The organism is Paenibacillus sp. J22P165, from assembly GCF_059692015.1.
On the sequence record NZ_JCAUAP010000003.1, the window covers coordinates 21845 to 38152 of the forward strand.

Annotated in this window: 12 protein-coding genes; 6 read left to right on the forward strand and 6 right to left on the reverse strand. The window is 42.8% G+C overall.

What is annotated here, in order from left to right; genetic code table 11:
* Positions 1-55 precede the first annotated feature (55 nt).
* From AC58QM_RS07835 to AC58QM_RS07845, 3 genes are read left to right on the forward strand one after another with little or no spacing between them, the layout of a single operon-like run.
* Complete coding sequence (locus tag AC58QM_RS07835) at positions 56-2389, forward strand: glycoside hydrolase family 2 protein (protein ID WP_497282823.1); 2334 nt, start codon at positions 56-58, stop codon at positions 2387-2389.
* A gap of 13 nt (positions 2390-2402) precedes the next feature.
* A complete protein-coding gene (locus AC58QM_RS07840; protein WP_497282825.1) occupies positions 2403-3053 on the forward strand; it encodes a D-sedoheptulose-7-phosphate isomerase in 651 nt (216 codons plus the stop codon).
* On the forward strand, positions 3050-4018 hold the full coding sequence (locus tag AC58QM_RS07845) for an ROK family protein (RefSeq protein ID WP_497282827.1): 969 nt from the start codon (positions 3050-3052) through the stop codon (positions 4016-4018). Before AC58QM_RS07840 ends, AC58QM_RS07845 begins: the two co-directional genes overlap by 4 nt.
* Positions 4019-4043: 25 nt before the next feature.
* Here AC58QM_RS07845 and AC58QM_RS07850 read toward each other — a convergent pair whose 3' ends face one another.
* Positions 4044-6392, reverse strand: a complete 2349-nt coding sequence (locus tag AC58QM_RS07850; protein ID WP_497282829.1) for an AraC family transcriptional regulator — start codon at positions 6390-6392, stop codon at positions 4044-4046.
* A gap of 271 nt (positions 6393-6663) precedes the next feature.
* Positions 6664-9138 carry a glycoside hydrolase family 38 N-terminal domain-containing protein gene (locus AC58QM_RS07855; protein ID WP_497282830.1) on the reverse strand — a complete coding sequence of 825 codons (2475 nt, stop codon included), beginning with the start codon at positions 9136-9138 and terminating at the stop codon, positions 6664-6666.
* A gap of 170 nt (positions 9139-9308) precedes the next feature.
* Here AC58QM_RS07855 and AC58QM_RS07860 point away from each other — a divergent pair, with 170 nt between their 5' ends.
* Positions 9309-10211: an AraC family transcriptional regulator gene (locus AC58QM_RS07860; RefSeq protein WP_497282832.1), complete on the forward strand. Its 903-nt coding sequence runs from the start codon at positions 9309-9311 to the stop codon at positions 10209-10211.
* A gap of 164 nt (positions 10212-10375) precedes the next feature.
* On the opposite strand, the gene AC58QM_RS07865 is transcribed toward AC58QM_RS07860, so the two are convergent.
* The 4 genes from AC58QM_RS07865 to AC58QM_RS07880 all read right to left on the reverse strand — a co-directional run bounded on the left by AC58QM_RS07865 (position 10376) and on the right by AC58QM_RS07880 (position 15022).
* Positions 10376-11110 carry a DUF6882 domain-containing protein gene (locus tag AC58QM_RS07865; protein WP_497282834.1) on the reverse strand — a complete coding sequence of 245 codons (735 nt, stop codon included), beginning with the start codon at positions 11108-11110 and terminating at the stop codon, positions 10376-10378.
* Between the two features lie 106 nt (positions 11111-11216).
* Entirely contained in the window at positions 11217-12011 is a 795-nt protein-coding gene (locus AC58QM_RS07870; protein ID WP_497282836.1) for an RIO1 family regulatory kinase/ATPase domain-containing protein, read from the reverse strand.
* A gap of 331 nt (positions 12012-12342) precedes the next feature.
* Positions 12343-14136, reverse strand: a complete 1794-nt coding sequence (locus AC58QM_RS07875; protein ID WP_497282838.1) for a diguanylate cyclase domain-containing protein — start codon at positions 14134-14136, stop codon at positions 12343-12345.
* 364 nt (positions 14137-14500) lie between these two features.
* The gene (locus AC58QM_RS07880) at positions 14501-15022 is read right to left on the reverse strand and encodes a GNAT family N-acetyltransferase (protein WP_497282840.1); all 522 of its coding nucleotides are present in this window, start codon (positions 15020-15022) and stop codon (positions 14501-14503) included.
* Between the two features lie 118 nt (positions 15023-15140).
* On the opposite strand from AC58QM_RS07880, the gene AC58QM_RS07885 reads away from it, so the two are divergent.
* Positions 15141-15371: a hypothetical protein gene (locus tag AC58QM_RS07885; RefSeq protein ID WP_497282842.1), complete on the forward strand. Its 231-nt coding sequence runs from the start codon at positions 15141-15143 to the stop codon at positions 15369-15371.
* Positions 15372-15780: 409 nt separating this feature from the next.
* The gene (locus AC58QM_RS07890; protein ID WP_497282844.1) at positions 15781-16197 is read left to right on the forward strand and encodes a VOC family protein; all 417 of its coding nucleotides are present in this window, start codon (positions 15781-15783) and stop codon (positions 16195-16197) included.
* Positions 16198-16308: the final 111 nt, after the last annotated feature.

A 16308-nucleotide genomic window follows, 5' to 3' on the forward strand; every position in this document is an offset into this window, starting at 1 on the left:
TCCTAGCCTCCCTTTTACAATGAGTTCATTGGTACTTAATCGAGGAGGTTTTCAGATGACAAATGAATTGTGCCTAGATGGACAATGGCAGCTCGTTTATTTTCCTCAAGGAGAATGGCAAGTCCACCATCCAGATGAATTGAGTAACTACGATTTGCATTCTATACACGCATCTGTGCCAGGAAATGTGGAGCTCGATTTGGTAAGCATCGGTCTACTTCCTGAGCCCTTTCTCGGAACGAATATCAATGAACTCCGTCCTTACGAGCTTTATGAGTGGTGGTACAGTCTAGAGTTCATCGCTCCGCCCCAGATGGAAGGAAAACGAACCGAACTGGTGTTCCAAGGTGTCGATTGCTTTGCAACCTATTGGCTGAATGGGGAGGAACTTGGCTCCAGCGATAATATGTTTATTGAGGTTAGGCTCGAGACAACGAATTCGTTGCTCTGCCAGGGTGTGAACAAGCTGTTCGTACGATTGCGTTCTCCCATTATTGAAGCCATGGAGCGTAGCACCGACGCCATTTGTTATGGACCAATTACCAATGGCGAGCAGTTATTCGTACGTAAGGCCGCTCATAGCTTCGGATGGGATATTATGCCCCGCGCGGTTTCTGCAGGCATTTGGCGATCTGTATCCTTAGTCTCATGTGAGGATCATGCTTTGACGGACCTTTATTTCTATACCTTATCTGTAGATAAAAATCTTTCAGCTGCTCAAATCGGATTATTTTACCGAGTGGCCACAAATCCTGCGTATTTTTATCATGGATTGGAGATTCGGGTCACAGGCAAATCAGGTGCATCCGAATTTCAGATGAGTAGGCCTGTCTTATTCAACACAGGCTCCTTAACGATAACCATTACGAATCCGCGGCTCTGGTGGCCGCATGGTTATGGGGATGCCCCTCTCTATGAGGTTACGACCGAATTGCTCCATCAGGGACGTGTCCTCGCTTCACGTACGGAGCAGATCGGCGTTCGTCTAGTGGAATTGATTCGCACAGAAACAACCACCGTAGAAGCCGGAGGCGAATTTCTTTTCAAAGTCAACCACACGCCGATCATGTGCAAAGGCTCAAATTGGGTGCCGATGGATGCGTTTCATAGCCGAGACTCCAGCCGCTACGAGAAAGCTCTTCAGCTGTTCTGTGATACTGGTTGCAATATCGTTCGCTGCTGGGGAGGCAATGTCTACGAGGACCACGCTTTTTTTGACTTCTGCGACAGTCATGGGTTAATGGTTTGGCAGGATTTTGCAATGGCCTGCGCGGTCTATCCGCAAACGCCGGAATTCAGCGAGTCTATGCAGCTTGAAGCTCGCTCCGTTGTCAAGAAATTACGGAACCACGCTTCGCTTGTTCTTTGGTGCGGAGATAACGAATGTGACGAGGCTTATGGGTGGTATGGTCTGCCTGATCCTGGCGTGAATCAGATCACACGAAGCTTGCTTCCGCAAGTTATCCAGCAATACGATCCTCACCGGGCTTATTTGCCGAGCTCTCCTTATCTGTCACCTGAGGTTATCCGATCAGGCAACATGAACCTAGCTCCCGAACGGCATCTTTGGGGCCCGCGGGATTACTATAAAAGCTCCTTTTATAAGACGAGTATGGACCATTTTATTAGTGAAATTGGCTATCATGGCTGCCCGAATTTATCTTCGATCCAGAAGTTCATAGAGCCTGAGCATTTATGGCCATTTGATAATCAGAATGAGCAATGGATCGCCCATGCAACGGAAGTTAGCGGCTCACAGGGACATAACGCAACGCGTATTCAGTTAATGGCGAATCAAATTAAGGAACTGTTCGGTGCCATTCCCGAATCTATTGAAGACTTTATACTTGCTTCGCAAATTTCCCAAGCTGAGGCGAAAAAGTTTTTTATCGAGACGGCTCGGCTCAAAAAATGGCGGAAAACAGGTATCATCTGGTGGAATATGATTGACGGCTGGCCGCAATTCTCGGATAGCGTCGTTGATTATTACTATGGCAAAAAGTTGGCTTTTCATTATATTCAAAGAAGCCAAGTCCCTGTCTGCATCATGATCGATGAGCCTGAGAATTGGCATGTGCGAGTAGCCGCAGGCAATGACTCCCGGCAATCCGCTTTTGGTTCTTATCGCATATGGGATGCAGATTCCAAAGAAACGCTTTTGGCAGGGAGCTTTGAGGTCGAGGCTAACGGTACTTCCGAGCTTGGGAAAATCCCGATTTCACACGCCAAGCAGCAATTACTGCTCATTGAATGGATCATTCAGGGACGAACCTATGGCAATCACTACCTGCTTGGCTTTCCCGCATTCTCTTTGGAAACTTATAAGAGCTGGCTGCCTCAAATTGCCGCTATTTCTAATGATTTTCGAGCCGATGAGATCGGCAGATAGGGGTACTTTTACGATGGAGAAAATGGCACTGGAAAACCATATACAGCAGCTTGTAGCCCGTTATCCAGACTTAGACATATGTACGCATGATATTATAGCGGCATTCCAATTATGTGCGGAAGCGTTCCATTCCGATGGAAAAATGCTGCTATGCGGCAATGGGGGGAGCGCCTCTGATTGTGATCATATTGTCGGTGAGCTCATGAAAGGCTTTCTATCCAAAAGGCCTGTCCCCTCCTCTTTTCGTAATTCGTTAGTCATAGAATGGGATGAACAGGAAGGAGATTATTTAGCCGATCATCTGCAACAGGCGCTCCCCGCCATATCCTTAACCAATCACTCTGCGCTGATAACCGCCTTTGCCAACGATGTAGAACCGGAAATGATCTTTGCGCAACAAGTGTATGGCTATGGTAAAAAGGGCGATGTCCTCCTGGCGCTCTCGACTTCCGGTAATTCCACGAATGTGATTCGGGCTGTTCAAACCGCGAGAGCAATAGACCTGCGTACCATCGGATTAACTGGGAAACACGGTGGCCGATTAAAAGAGCTATGCGACGTGACGATAACCGTACCTTGGGATCGAACACCAGATATTCAGGAGCGCCACCTGCCGATTTACCATGTCCTATGTACACTGCTGGAAAAGGAGTTTTTCGGATGATGACAATTCTAGCCGGCATTGATATTGGAGGTACGAAGTGTGCCGTTACGATTGGAAGACGGATGGATCATCAGAAGATTACCCTGCTTGGAAAAGATCAATTTCCAACGCCCCAAGATCCGTATCAGACGATCACGAAGCTCATTTCTGTCTTAGAGCAATTATTGCTTGAGCAAGGTGGTTCACTCGCAGCAATTGGTATCAGCTGCGGGGGGCCGCTGGACAGCAAACAAGGGATCATTCTCTCACCCCCGAATTTGCCTGGGTGGGATCACATCCCTATTGTTACGCTAATCAAGGAACACTTTGGTGTGCCTGTTGGCTTGCAGAATGATGCGAATGCTTGTGCTTTGGCAGAATGGAGCTGGGGTGCTGGCGTGGGGACACGAAATATGATCTTCCTAACTTTCGGTACGGGCATGGGCGCTGGGATTATTTTGGATAGCAAATTGTATGCGGGTACGAATGATATGGCTGGTGAAATTGGTCATATGCGGCTTGAGCCTACCGGCCCCATCGGTTTTGGCAAACCAGGGTCCTTCGAAGGCTTCTGCAGCGGAGGCGGCATCGTCCAATTGGGACAAATGAAAGCCAAGGAGGCTTTGGCACTTGGGCAGCCCCCCTGCTATTGCCGATACGAGTCGCAATTGGCATCCATTACGGCACAGCACATAGCGGAGGCCGCGCAATCGGGCGATATTTTAGCCTTAGAAGTGTTTCGTATCGTTGGCCAACAGCTTGGAAGAGGGCTATCTGTCCTGGTGGACCTTCTCAACCCTGAGTTAATCGTCATTGGCAGCATTTATGCCAGACAGCGCGACCTGCTTGAAGTTCACACACTTCAGGAACTTCAGAGGGAAGCGCTCCCTCATGCTCATCGTGTATGCCGCGTAGTTCCATCAGGTTTAGGCGAACATGTAGGTGATTACGCCAGTCTATCTGTTGCCGAATATCAGGTGATGTGACCTATCCGATATCCTCTCTTTTGTTCTACTGATTCAATTTCGTCATATTTCTGCGCAAGGCATACTCCTTCGGTGTGACCTTGTATTTCTTTTTGAACATACTGAAAAAATAGGTTTCATTCATGATGCCGACCTTTTCAACAATTTCATATACACTCAGGTTATCTTGGATAAGCAGCTCTGCCGCTTTGGCTAATCGAAACTCATTAATATAATCAGGAATCGATATCTGCGTAGCTTCCTTATATATTTTGCTTAGATTTCTTGTGGAAATTTTCATGATCGAAGCGATCGAAGTCAGGCTTAAAGAAGGATCTTGGAAATGAATTTGAATGTATTCCGTAACCGCATCCACTAAGAAGTAGTTGAGTTTATTGGTATTTCCCTCGTGATCTTTTTTGAACGAATCTTGCAGGGCACCTAAAATAATTAGGTGGATATCGACAATCGTCTCTTTCTCTAAAATATTGCGGCTAATGGATGAAATATGCAAAGATGGCGCTACCGTCACTTTCATTTCTTCGAGCGTATCTATGACGGCATCCACGAGTCTGATGATAGAAACTAACGCATTGTGATAGTTTAGCGTGCCCAACTCTTCAAATATATGTGCCAATACCCCCTCCATCGCGGTGATATCACTCGTTTTCATCGTTTCCAGAAACTGATCCTCCAGACTTTTGGGATGCCCTGTTTTTTTACTCTCCACATTTTTCTTAACCGTTTCATATGTCAGGACAGCTGAGTGCCCTAATAATAAGCGGTACATCGCTTGATCAAGCGCCTTATTATACAATCCGTGTAGTTCCTGCATGTGAGTCGTCTTCTCACTGATCGATGCCGTGAAGGAAACTTTAAAGTATCGGGAAACGTTCTCCTGAGCTTCTTTAAGGAGAGGAACAATATGATGAGGGAACTGGTCATCCCCCTCTGGAATACTTACAATCAATACGACATGATCGTCTTTCATATCCAGTCCTTCGTTAGGGAACTTTTTGGCCATAATTTCAGAAGCAATATTGATCATAGCAAAGCGAATCGTATCTTTATCCTTGGCATGGAACGAACGCTGAAATTCCTTATAATTATCGATTTTCAATACACATATGGCATATGAACCTTCCAAGGATAATGAAATTCTCATTTCTTTAAAAATACTTTCTAATTCAGATCTGCCGATGGATAAACTCTCTGTGAGCAGCCTGCTTAGCCAATAATGCTTCATAACATCTTTGAACTGAACCTTTTCCTGATCAAAATGATCAAGCATCTCCATAGATTGTCTGTAGACGGTGTTTAAATAAGAGATCTCATCGACGACCTCGTCTTTGTCCGATCTCCGGATCCGATCCAACATGATCGAATTCACCAGTTTCCCCACTGGCCCATATATTTTCCGGGAAATACCAATGGATATCACAATGGCCATGACAAGAAAAATGAGCGTGATGATGATAATACTATTTCTTAAGCTATTAATATAGGTATAGATTTCAAGGATTGGCTGTGTTTTTAGCAGCGTCATCCCCGTGTTATCGACATTGGTGTACGTCACTAAATATTGCGTTCCGCCATGCTTGCTTTGAAAAAAACCATCTCGTTCTGCTTGTGGATGTTCCGTTTTATACCCCAAAAAGTCACTTTTCAGCCACTCCTTAATCGTCGGGTCATTGGTGCCATCATCCAAGTACTTACCATACTGGTCCAAAATGAATACATTATCGCCTTTTTTCTTATCAATCATATTAATTTGATTAATATTCTCTAGCAACCACTGCGGTTTAACGTTAATGACGACAACGCCGTCCGGCTTAGCTTCACTCGCTGTAGTTTCGTATATGAAATAGGAGAATACATACTCGGGCTCGGTTACCCCGTTTACCAGTTTTTTGATATCGCGAAATATCGGCTTTAACTTTGGCAGGGCTTGATTCGAATTAATAAAATCGTAGAGCATCTGATCTTTAAAAAACAATGGAAAGCCCGAACTATAGGATTGATCCAAATTCCGATTATAAATGCCAATGGAATGAATATAAGGATTTGCTGAAGTGACAGAACTCACGACTTTCGATAAGTGGCTTGACACTGCAATCATATCTTCCTGCTTCGCATACATGATAGCGGTTACATCGCTATTTAAGTAAAGAAACTTCGATAAATTGGAAATCGTTTGATCCATGAACGACATATTATACTTGACTTGATACAGTATTTTTTGATTGGATGCATATTCATTTTTGACCAAGAGATTTTGTGAATTGATATAAACAACAAAGGAAAGAACAACAACAAGAAGCAGAATTGCCGCACTTATCCATAGCACCATTTTAATAAAGTAAGCTTTTGCTCCTAAAAGAGATTTGATCTTCATACATTTATGTTCTCCTTTATACAAGCATATCTTCACCAAGTATACATCAATTTCTGGTGAAACAGCATCATTGAAATTACTGAGATGTACATGTTCAATTCAATTTTTTCTATAGAATGTCATCTAAATGTAGTTGTTCTCTGCTCGAATGTACACTCTAATATAAGTCATTTCCTATAAATATGGTACTTGGAAATGCCCTCGTCACTCCTTACATACAAAAAGCCCTACGAGTTATCGTAAGGCTGCAGGCAGGTAAAATAAATCTCACTTACCCTTCCATGAGTTCACATTCGAGTAAAGTTCTCATTTGCTTATCTAACTTGTATGTCTTTAGTTCAAAACCATTGAAACCAATGGGCAGTTCGATGTCCATGCTCGGAATCTTAACCACAGTTGATCTAGCTAGCCCAGTTGGCTCAAAAAAACGCAAGATATAAGAGTCTTCACTATTTTCGGCACGCTTAAATCCTGTCAGTTGGATCACATCATCTTCTAGTTGGATAGCAGCTGCAGGTATTTGCCCCTCACCATGGGGGAAGAACGAAAGTGCATATGGATTCTCATTCCATTGCAGCGCCTCACGGTCAATATGTGCAAGTCTCTCCACCCTCGAACCTGCGTTCAACCAGAATCTAAAAATACGTTCGCCCTGATCAATGCGTGGAGAGAAACGATCCGTTGGCATCAAAGGTCGCTCAAGAATTGGATGTGCTGTGTAAGCTGCCCCTCGTAATAAGGAAGGTCTCATGACACCATTCGAACTATCTGATCCATAAATCCCATCATTAATTAATGTAACAGCGTCAGTCTCGGACATAAGTGCTGTCCATTTTTGTGCAACAACTTCCGTTCCATCCGTCGCAAGTGATTGCACGCCGTAGACCGTCTGCCCTGCATAACTGCTTTCTTTCAATACGGTTGGAATGGCGAGCTTCAGCATGGTATCCTTCTCTTGCCAATATACACGAACATGAATCTCTATTTCCGTCCCTCTCTTGGGTAGTTTATACGTGATGATGACCACCGAATGTTCATACATCAATAGGGATTCAATGACAGTACGAACTTCACCGTCTTCAATGACTCTAACTGAAGGAAGAATCCCTTCGTTAATACCCGAGAAGGCTGTCCCCTCTTCCGGCAGCATGAGTCGAAAACGCCCTTTTACCTTCTCAAATCCATCCTTATCCATTCTCCAAGGATCCCCATTATCGGCAATGACCAAGGGTTGGAATGCCCCCCCTTTTAGATAAGGAATACCACCTACAACATACTGATCAATAAGTCCAGTTTGTGTATTAATCACCACATGTAAGGCATGAGATCGGAAATGAATATTACCATCTTCAAGATCTACCTGCGGTTTAGGCTTCGAAGGCAGCAACTCCATTCGGCAATTGAATCGATTCATGGAAGATGGTATTAATTGCGCTTCAAACACTACCCTTTTGCGCCAATCCAAATTGATATTGCTATGTTCCTTCTCAGCTTGAGATGGCAGGCGCACACCATCCTGAAAGACGATAGGCATCGAGAATTCATTTTTCCAATTCTGATCTGCAAGCATAAATTCACATTCAAAAACACCACGAACAGGATAAGGATGCGGGTTATAAACGAGAATTGGATACTCGCCTTCAGCTGCCACTCGTTGACCGCTCGATAATGCGAAGAAGGCTCGTGCTTTCAACCTTGAGACAATTTCCAAACCATGATCAATTAAGCGAAGGGAAGCTTCTTCCGCGGGCTGTATAGAGGTTCCTGGTAAAATATCATGGAATTCAGCCATCATTAGATCATGTAACGCATCGTTCAACTCTTCTTTGGGATAGCGAAGGTAACCTTGGATACCAGCGGATGACAGCATTTTTTCTGTTTGATACAGCTCATTCTCAAGCTGACGATGCTTTTGCTTGATTCGAATCATCGAGGTGTAGCATCCCACAAAACGTGGATTCAGATCATCCCTATGGCGTGGCAGAGCATCCGCATTCTTTGCGAGATCCGCAAAATAAGCCTCTGGCGTTGAATGTAAGACCTCATCTTTTCCCTGCGTTGATTCAATCAAGGCGCCAATATGGTTTAGATCTAAACGAGATGGCCCTCCACCGTGATTGCCGACGCCCCAAAGCACTAGCTCAACATCCTGAGTTGTCTGCTTATTGATTCTCTCTTCCACCTTGATATGCGCTTGACCAAGCAGCGTGTTATATCCGTCTTGTATTTGATGGGCAAGTACTTCAGAGCCATCGAAACCAACCCAAACGAACTCTTGTGCAGGGCCCGCTACTCTATCCTCAGGACGCATAAATAAATAGGAATCGAAACCAGCTTTTCGCATGATCTGTACAAGCCCCCTAGAGTGCCCGAAGGCGTCAAAATTGATCGCTGTGGTTGGTATTACACCAAATTTGTCTTTGAAATAAGTCTTTCCAAGCAAAATTTGTCTGACCACCGACTCCCCGGAAGGCATATTGCAATCCGGTTGTAAATACCATCCTCCCATGATGTGCCATTTACCGGCTTGAACAAGTCCCTGGATTTTCATGAACAGCGAAGGCTCGTACTCCTCGATCCATTTGTACAGCAAGGCTTCATTATGATTGAATATATACCCTTCATATTCATCACAAAATGCTGCCGCAGCCCGGAAGGTGGATACCGCAGCTGCAGCTCCTTCTTCCCACTCCCATTGCCATACAGGATCCAAATGAGCATTGCTTAACAAATGGAATTTCCGCAAAATAATCTCTCCTCTTTGGTCATGAATCGATATCATCTGCATCCATTTTCTCAAAATCTCACCTCAGCGTATATTCACTGAAATCACATGTTTTTGAACAAAAATAACATGCCAAGAGGGCTGTGCTATACTAAGAGCATACTTCTTAACTATCGATATAGGTGATCCTAATGAGTCCATTGAATCCGCAAGAAAGTCCATTACCCGACATCCCCCCTTATCAAACCATGCTTAGTGGAAACATCATGCTCAATGATGCTGTCATTGAAATCATTGATCTTTTACTAGAAGTACCTGCTGGTTTCGCTCAGTGTCCAGCACACCTACACACATGGTATGAGCTTAACTATGTGTTTAAGGGACACATGAAAACGAGCTTCGGGGGATCGATGTTGGATATTCACGCAGGTGAGTTTTTCCTCATCCCTCCGGGAATGGAACATGCGCATGCCTATGAACCCGATGATCCGCATACAGGCGTATGCTTGAGGTGGAAGGTGGATCGTGGCACAACGATTAGCTCGGAAGAAACGTTGTCAACCTTCGAACAACTTAACGTCCTATCGACTTGGAAGCCTGGGGTCTACGCTGATGAGTTCGGGCTCGGTCAACTACTTGCGTCATCCTTTGAAAATGCCAAAAAGTATGGCCCCTCCGTTGCCACATTGCTGCAAGTCGTGCAAGTCATTTTCGCTATAACAGAGCTGTCACCAGAAAGAAAACACTGGATTGAAACCGAATCCAATTCTGATTATTCCTTGCTCCGTAAAGTTGAAATCTATTTAAATGATGATCAAAGCTATGAGGTGGACGTTCATCGACTGGCTGCATCCCTGCATATGAGCTATGGTCACTTGGCTCGAAAATACAAGAAACTAAGCGGTCATACCATCATGGACCGGATGAATCAAATTCGGTTAGAACGCTCGTTAGAATTGCTGTGTAGCACTGACCAACCTATACAAGAAATTGCATTCACAACAGGCCTTTCAAGCTTATCGTATTATAGTCGATTATTTAAAAAGACTTATGGGATAAGCCCGAAAGCATATAGGAACAGGAATAACGAATAGTATAGACCAGATCGTTCATTCATTTTCGCCAATTCCCAGCCCTCTAATTGCAGTTTACCGATCTCATAGGATACTGCTTGAATGAAATCAGGGAGCAACTGTCATGGCAGTTTGCTCCCTGTTTATTATGGTATAGTTATCCGTTAGCCCAATGACCAACACTTTTATTTATTAGTTGCCTCTAGGTTGGTCATTCGGTTCAGCTCATCGAAATGTGCTGTAACCATTAGCTTAGCAGAAACACCCGTTAAACTGTCATGCGATTCAGAAACATTAAACCCTTTGTCTTTCAGATAAAAGAGTAATGCTTTTCTGTGATTGAGTTCAAATGCCGTAATCAGTTGAGGAAATACAGTTAAAACCGATTCGGGTTTTTCCAATAACCCCTCTTCTGCTATATCAATAGTAAAAAATGCTGTACCTACACCATAGTTGCCAGCATAATAAAAACGTTTTTTAAACATTCCAGAAGCAATACATGCAATTACATGTCCTTCATTATCGGTCGCAGAGATTGTTTTTTCTCTCAGTTCAGGAATGTTGTTCTTTATGCCATAAGCTTTCAATTGCATGGCTTGTGTCAAACTATCTGAGGAAATCTGTGCTTGATCGTTTCCCCAAGCCCATAACCAAGTGTTTGATTGATGCGAAACACTACCCAACATTTGAATAGGGAAAGTTAAATCATTACCAAAAGTCGCTGTTCCTGCACGCATATCAACATTCCAATCAAGGTTGCCGATTGAATCGTTAATTGCTAGTTGTTTCTCGAGAGCAATACCACTATATCGCTCTAATAATTCTTGCAACGATGAAAAATTCTCAATATCATGTAGATCTACGTTTCTTACTTCCAGCTCCGAATTTTTTTGTTTTTTTAGAAAATCGAATACTCCCACTCTGCCACCTACTTAATACATTCAACTAGCACTTCTCATCCATAAATTACATGTTTCAATTCTGCATGTTCTTGCAAGTATCCTGCCTGTTACTTCAAAAAGACTGCTACGTTATATACTTTATTATTGGTTTGTATGCCTGATACTCTTGGGAAAAAACCTTGTTATTACCTTTTGAAAATATAGCGGAAACCGCTAAACGGAAAACAATAGCTCGTATAATCATTTCTTTATATAGTTCATTATCTGGAAGCAGGTCTATCTCAGATACATTGCTTCCTTGCCATGCTATACAATCACAAACTAAAATGGCTTCTGAATATTCTATAGGGGCAACTGTTGGTGAAAAATCAATTACTAAAGGACTCAAAGCTTGGTCAAAAAGAATGTTTCCTGACAAATCGCCATGTACTATCTGGACCTTATAGCGCTCTTTTAGGCTTACCCTTCTAAGCAAATCATTAATTATTTCTCGTGCTTCTTTTGGAAATTCCACTGGTAATTCATCTATTTGCCATGCTATACGGTGACCCTTGGTCCAAGGATTATCAGTATAAGGGAAGTCCGAAAAATGAATGGTAGAAAGATCACGGTGAAACATCCTCGATACCCTAAGTTTTTCTTCTATTCGTCCTATTACATCCTTACCAACCTCATACTGAGTGCAAGCCCATCCTCTACTTACAAAAGTCCCATATTTACTTCTAATAGGTTTTGATACCCTATAACCTTGAGGGGTTATATGATAAATAATATTTAGCATCCATTCGGAAAGATTTATATCATCCACAGGTTTTAATACAGCATTACGAACTCTTACTGACGTATTTTGTCCACCACTCAATGGAACAATATCCCCACTAAGATGAAATGAATTTAGTATTTCTTCAGATAGCTCCATTCATTATCCTCCTTGCATAAAATTCACTAAAGATTAATTGAATTTATATAATAAATGTGCACATTTTCGTCATTTTCCCATAACATTACTCACTCTTAATCGCTTATCTTTTCTTTGTAATAAGTATTAATAATGTCATATTAGTGATTTATAGAAATAACCTTCAACAGACTCAGTTACGGAACAAAATGGACGATACATCCATATACTCCACCTCAAAAAAAATATGCCAAGACTATTGAAATCCGTCTTGGCATTTTTTTGTATATTCATACATTCACGTACATAAATCCTGTTTTCTTATAAATTCTGGAACAAACCATTTATGGATTTATGAAACAATTGAACTCTTCCCATATAAACAATAACAGTTCTTACCACTCGATTTTGCCTTGTACATTGCTTCATCCGCGTGTTGAAGCAGTGTTTTGGCATCAGACACTCCATTCTGGGGAGCAATCGCAATTCCGATGCTGCCAGAAATATGGATAGGCAAGCCATCTATCTCCTTGATCTGCCGAACAGCGGCTATGACATTTCCGGCGATCTTTTCTAATTGTTTGGCATCCCTTACTTGTTCAACCATGATCACGAATTCATCGCCTGCCCAACGGGCTCCAGTACTCTGCTCGTTCATACATCGATTGAGAACAAGTGCTATCTCTTTGAGCAGCCTATCTCCGATTTCGTGCCCATACGTATCATTCACCTGTTTGAACCCGTCTAGGTCTAAGAAGAGCAATCCATAAATGTCCAAGTCGTTGGACTCCTGCGGTGTAGCGCGGCGTTCCAACCACTCCTGCACATAACGGCGGTTTGGCAAGCCTGTTAACTCATCATAATGCGCCTTGCGAACAGCTTCCGTCCGATTACCAAAGACAAACAAATGTCCATATGAAGCGTCCCCATCCTCGCTGGCAATTGGATTCACATAGCATTCATAGTGTCGTATCTCATCCTGCGCCCCATAGAGAGAAACCATCTCCCTAAATGCAGATTGCTGTTGTTCAAAATACTTACGAATCAATCCGTCAAGCGATCCCCCATTGAACAACTTCATGCCCTCGCAATAGGAAGCGAGTGACTCACCCTCGGACAGCGCCCTTCCGAACAACTCCTCGAATCTGCCATTGGCAAACACAATCATCCCATGACTGTCACACATCGCGATGGCTTCATCACTGGATGTAAGCATACGTTCAATAATTTTCTTTTTCTCCGCAATTGTCCGCTGATCTCTTCGACTCTCATCATACAGATTAGTCATCTTGACATACATTTGGGTAAATTCATAGATCAATCCAGCTAGAACAATATTGGCAAAAATAAACGAGTCAAACTTGGATATGTACCATCCCAAACTGAAGCGATTCCCTCCGCACAATGTGATAGCCACATCTAACATGTTCGCAAACAAGGCAACGCAAAGCCAGATCGAAGTGACGGTATTCCCGCGGGTTAGCCGATAATAACATATTAGAGCAGCTAAGCTAAGCAACAGAATCGGAAGGGCAATTCCGTAATTGAATAACCGTGTCACATAACCGAAAGACATGAGAAGGGGCAGTTCTCGTTCGTAGACCGTCGTTCCATAAACGAAGAGGACAACAATACCTATGACACCTAGGCACACAATTATCGTCGCCAACAGCGACTGCATTCTACTCAGTTTTGCATGTGCATACCGCTTTGACATTGCGGTAAATACAAGGATGGCAACAGGAAACCCGGCATGCCAGAGCGCATATAAATACTCCGCTGTCTGAGTCCCGGGGCGGTAGATGTTCGGAGGAAAATAGCCGGGGAAAGTTAACATATAGGCTAATGTCATAAGAGCGGAATAGAAATAGCCCGCACATAAGACCAGAATCTGAGGTGACCGACCAATCCGAAACTGATTATAAAGGATGAAGACTGTAAACATCTCGAAGCAGAACATCGCCCCAAGCAAAGTTGGTAAAGTCGTGTTAAGTCTCGGCATTTCAATTTGTGCGAAAGGCACAGACAACAGCGTAATGAGTGCGATTATAGCTCCTATGAGAAGAGCAAACCGCTGCTGCGAACGATTCGCAGGCATCGTAAAAAGGGTGAAAGCTGAAATGTCATTACTCTGAATTGATTTCATGAGATCTCCATTTATTCGTTTATGCTTATCTCATTCGACATTTCCAGCCTTAATCCTTCGACAAAAAATTCAACTTGCAAATAATCTGGAAGTCGCGAAATCTACAAAGAATAGTTAAATCGTTAAAACTCTTGAAAGTGGTTATAGTAATAACTTTGCAAAACACTAAACTGGATTGCGCATTTGAAGATTGAAGAAGAGGTTAATCACCAACCCAACACAATATTAATGAAACATCTTCCTATAATTACTACTAATCCTTTAGACGTTCACTATCCATAAAAATTCCATAATTTCACACAATTTTAATTCTAATTTGAATTCGTTCTACTAGTTATTCGTTAGTTAAGTACGTGATTTCTCTTTATGTTAAAATTTTCTCAAATAAACTTGCACTCCAATTCTTTCTATCAATCCTTGAGATTAAGTTGTACCCTGCGTCCAAATAAAAATTATTAAGTCGATCATTATCTGCCATACAATCAAGCTTCGCTGATTTTTTCCCAGCAAGTTTTATGTACTCCTCAGCGATAGCAAGTAAATCAATTCCTAAATTCCACCCTTTATATTCTCTCCCTACTACTAACTTATGGATGTAGCCTGAGTTATCATCGTTACAATCCTGCCAAATGAATTCGTCAGACCATTGAATTGAAAAACTCCCTAATAATACATCATTCAATTTTGCCACATACAGTTCAGTTTTTCGAAAATGTTCTTGTACATTATCCTGAGTAAAAGAATTTGGTTTCCATTGGTAAATCCCCTTATTCGACAGCCATTCTGCTGCTTCTAGCCATAATCTCAATACATTTGGTAAATCCTCTACTAATGCTCTTGATATATTAACCTCACCAAAATCTTTAATTAGCTTATCTGTTTTCAAAAATGCTGTACCTCCGATCCTAGTTTTGAATGTATCTTCAAGTAAGTGTATTACGTCCTAATTCATTAAATTTAAATGGATTATTTTGTATAATATCACATTTAATTTGAGAGAAGTTATGTTTTTTCTCTTCAACTATTACTCTGTATTGGCGGATGCGCTCATCAACGATCTCCATGTCCGGATATTCGTCGCGGTGCTCGCTAAGATAGGCGATTTCTTCTTTTACCAGTCCCGATTTGATCTGTCGTTATTGGAATGGGAGATGCGATCTGCCTTTGATGTCCATAGCCTTGATAACTTCCTAACTCGTCAACGGCTTGGAATTCACTTCGCCTTTTTCGTTTAACAGCTGCACGAGTTTTGCACCCAGCGTCTCCGCCGCTTCTTGCTCAAAGCCTTTTTTGAAAGTAAAATTAAGAGACTGAGTTGAGATCGAATATGCGATCTGCTGTCCTGCCGAATCTTAAATATTGCCGAGGATGGGCTGGATGGATACGCCCTTCGTGATCATGCGTGTCTGGTGTTCCTAGAGACTCGGACTCTCGACGAACTGTAGATAAGCAAAACGTACGATTAGTGAAGAGAACAGGAGAAATGTACGCATGAAAAGACATTTAACCTAATACTGAAAGTTATTTTTCAGAATTTACGGCCTTCCGAATCCATGAAACCGATGAATTCCCGGATCGGCTGTCGTCTATTTAAACGAAGGCATAAATGAACACAAACTAATTTGACGAAGAGGTGTTTTGAAAATGGCATTAACATCCGCATTCACGAGCTTCAACCTGCCTGTAAAAAACGTAGAACAATCGAAAGCGTTCTTCACCGGACTCGGATTCGAGCTCAACCCGCAATTCCCCGATAACGAGAATTCGGTAGCCATCGTGATCGGCGACAACCTGCAAGTCATGCTGATCAATCAAGCATTCTTTAATACGCTCACGGAGAAGGAATCCGTCGATACGAGCAAGTACGCGCAGATGACGATCGCATTGGCCTTCGAGAGCCGGGAAAAGGTCGATGAAATTGTGAATACCGCGGTCTCCTTGGGCGGGAAATTGCATGCGGAACCTGAAGATTATGGGTCCATGTATCATTGGGGTTTCGTGGACTTGGACGGCCATCTGTGGGCTATTAACTACATGAACATGGATGCGGCACAAGGTTAAGGCTAACGGAGAACACGCACGTACTAGGGTTCAAAAAGAAAGACGCCGGGCATCCTCCCCGGCGTCTTCTTCGCGATGATTAGTTTTGTTCTTTTCGCAATACCTCACGGC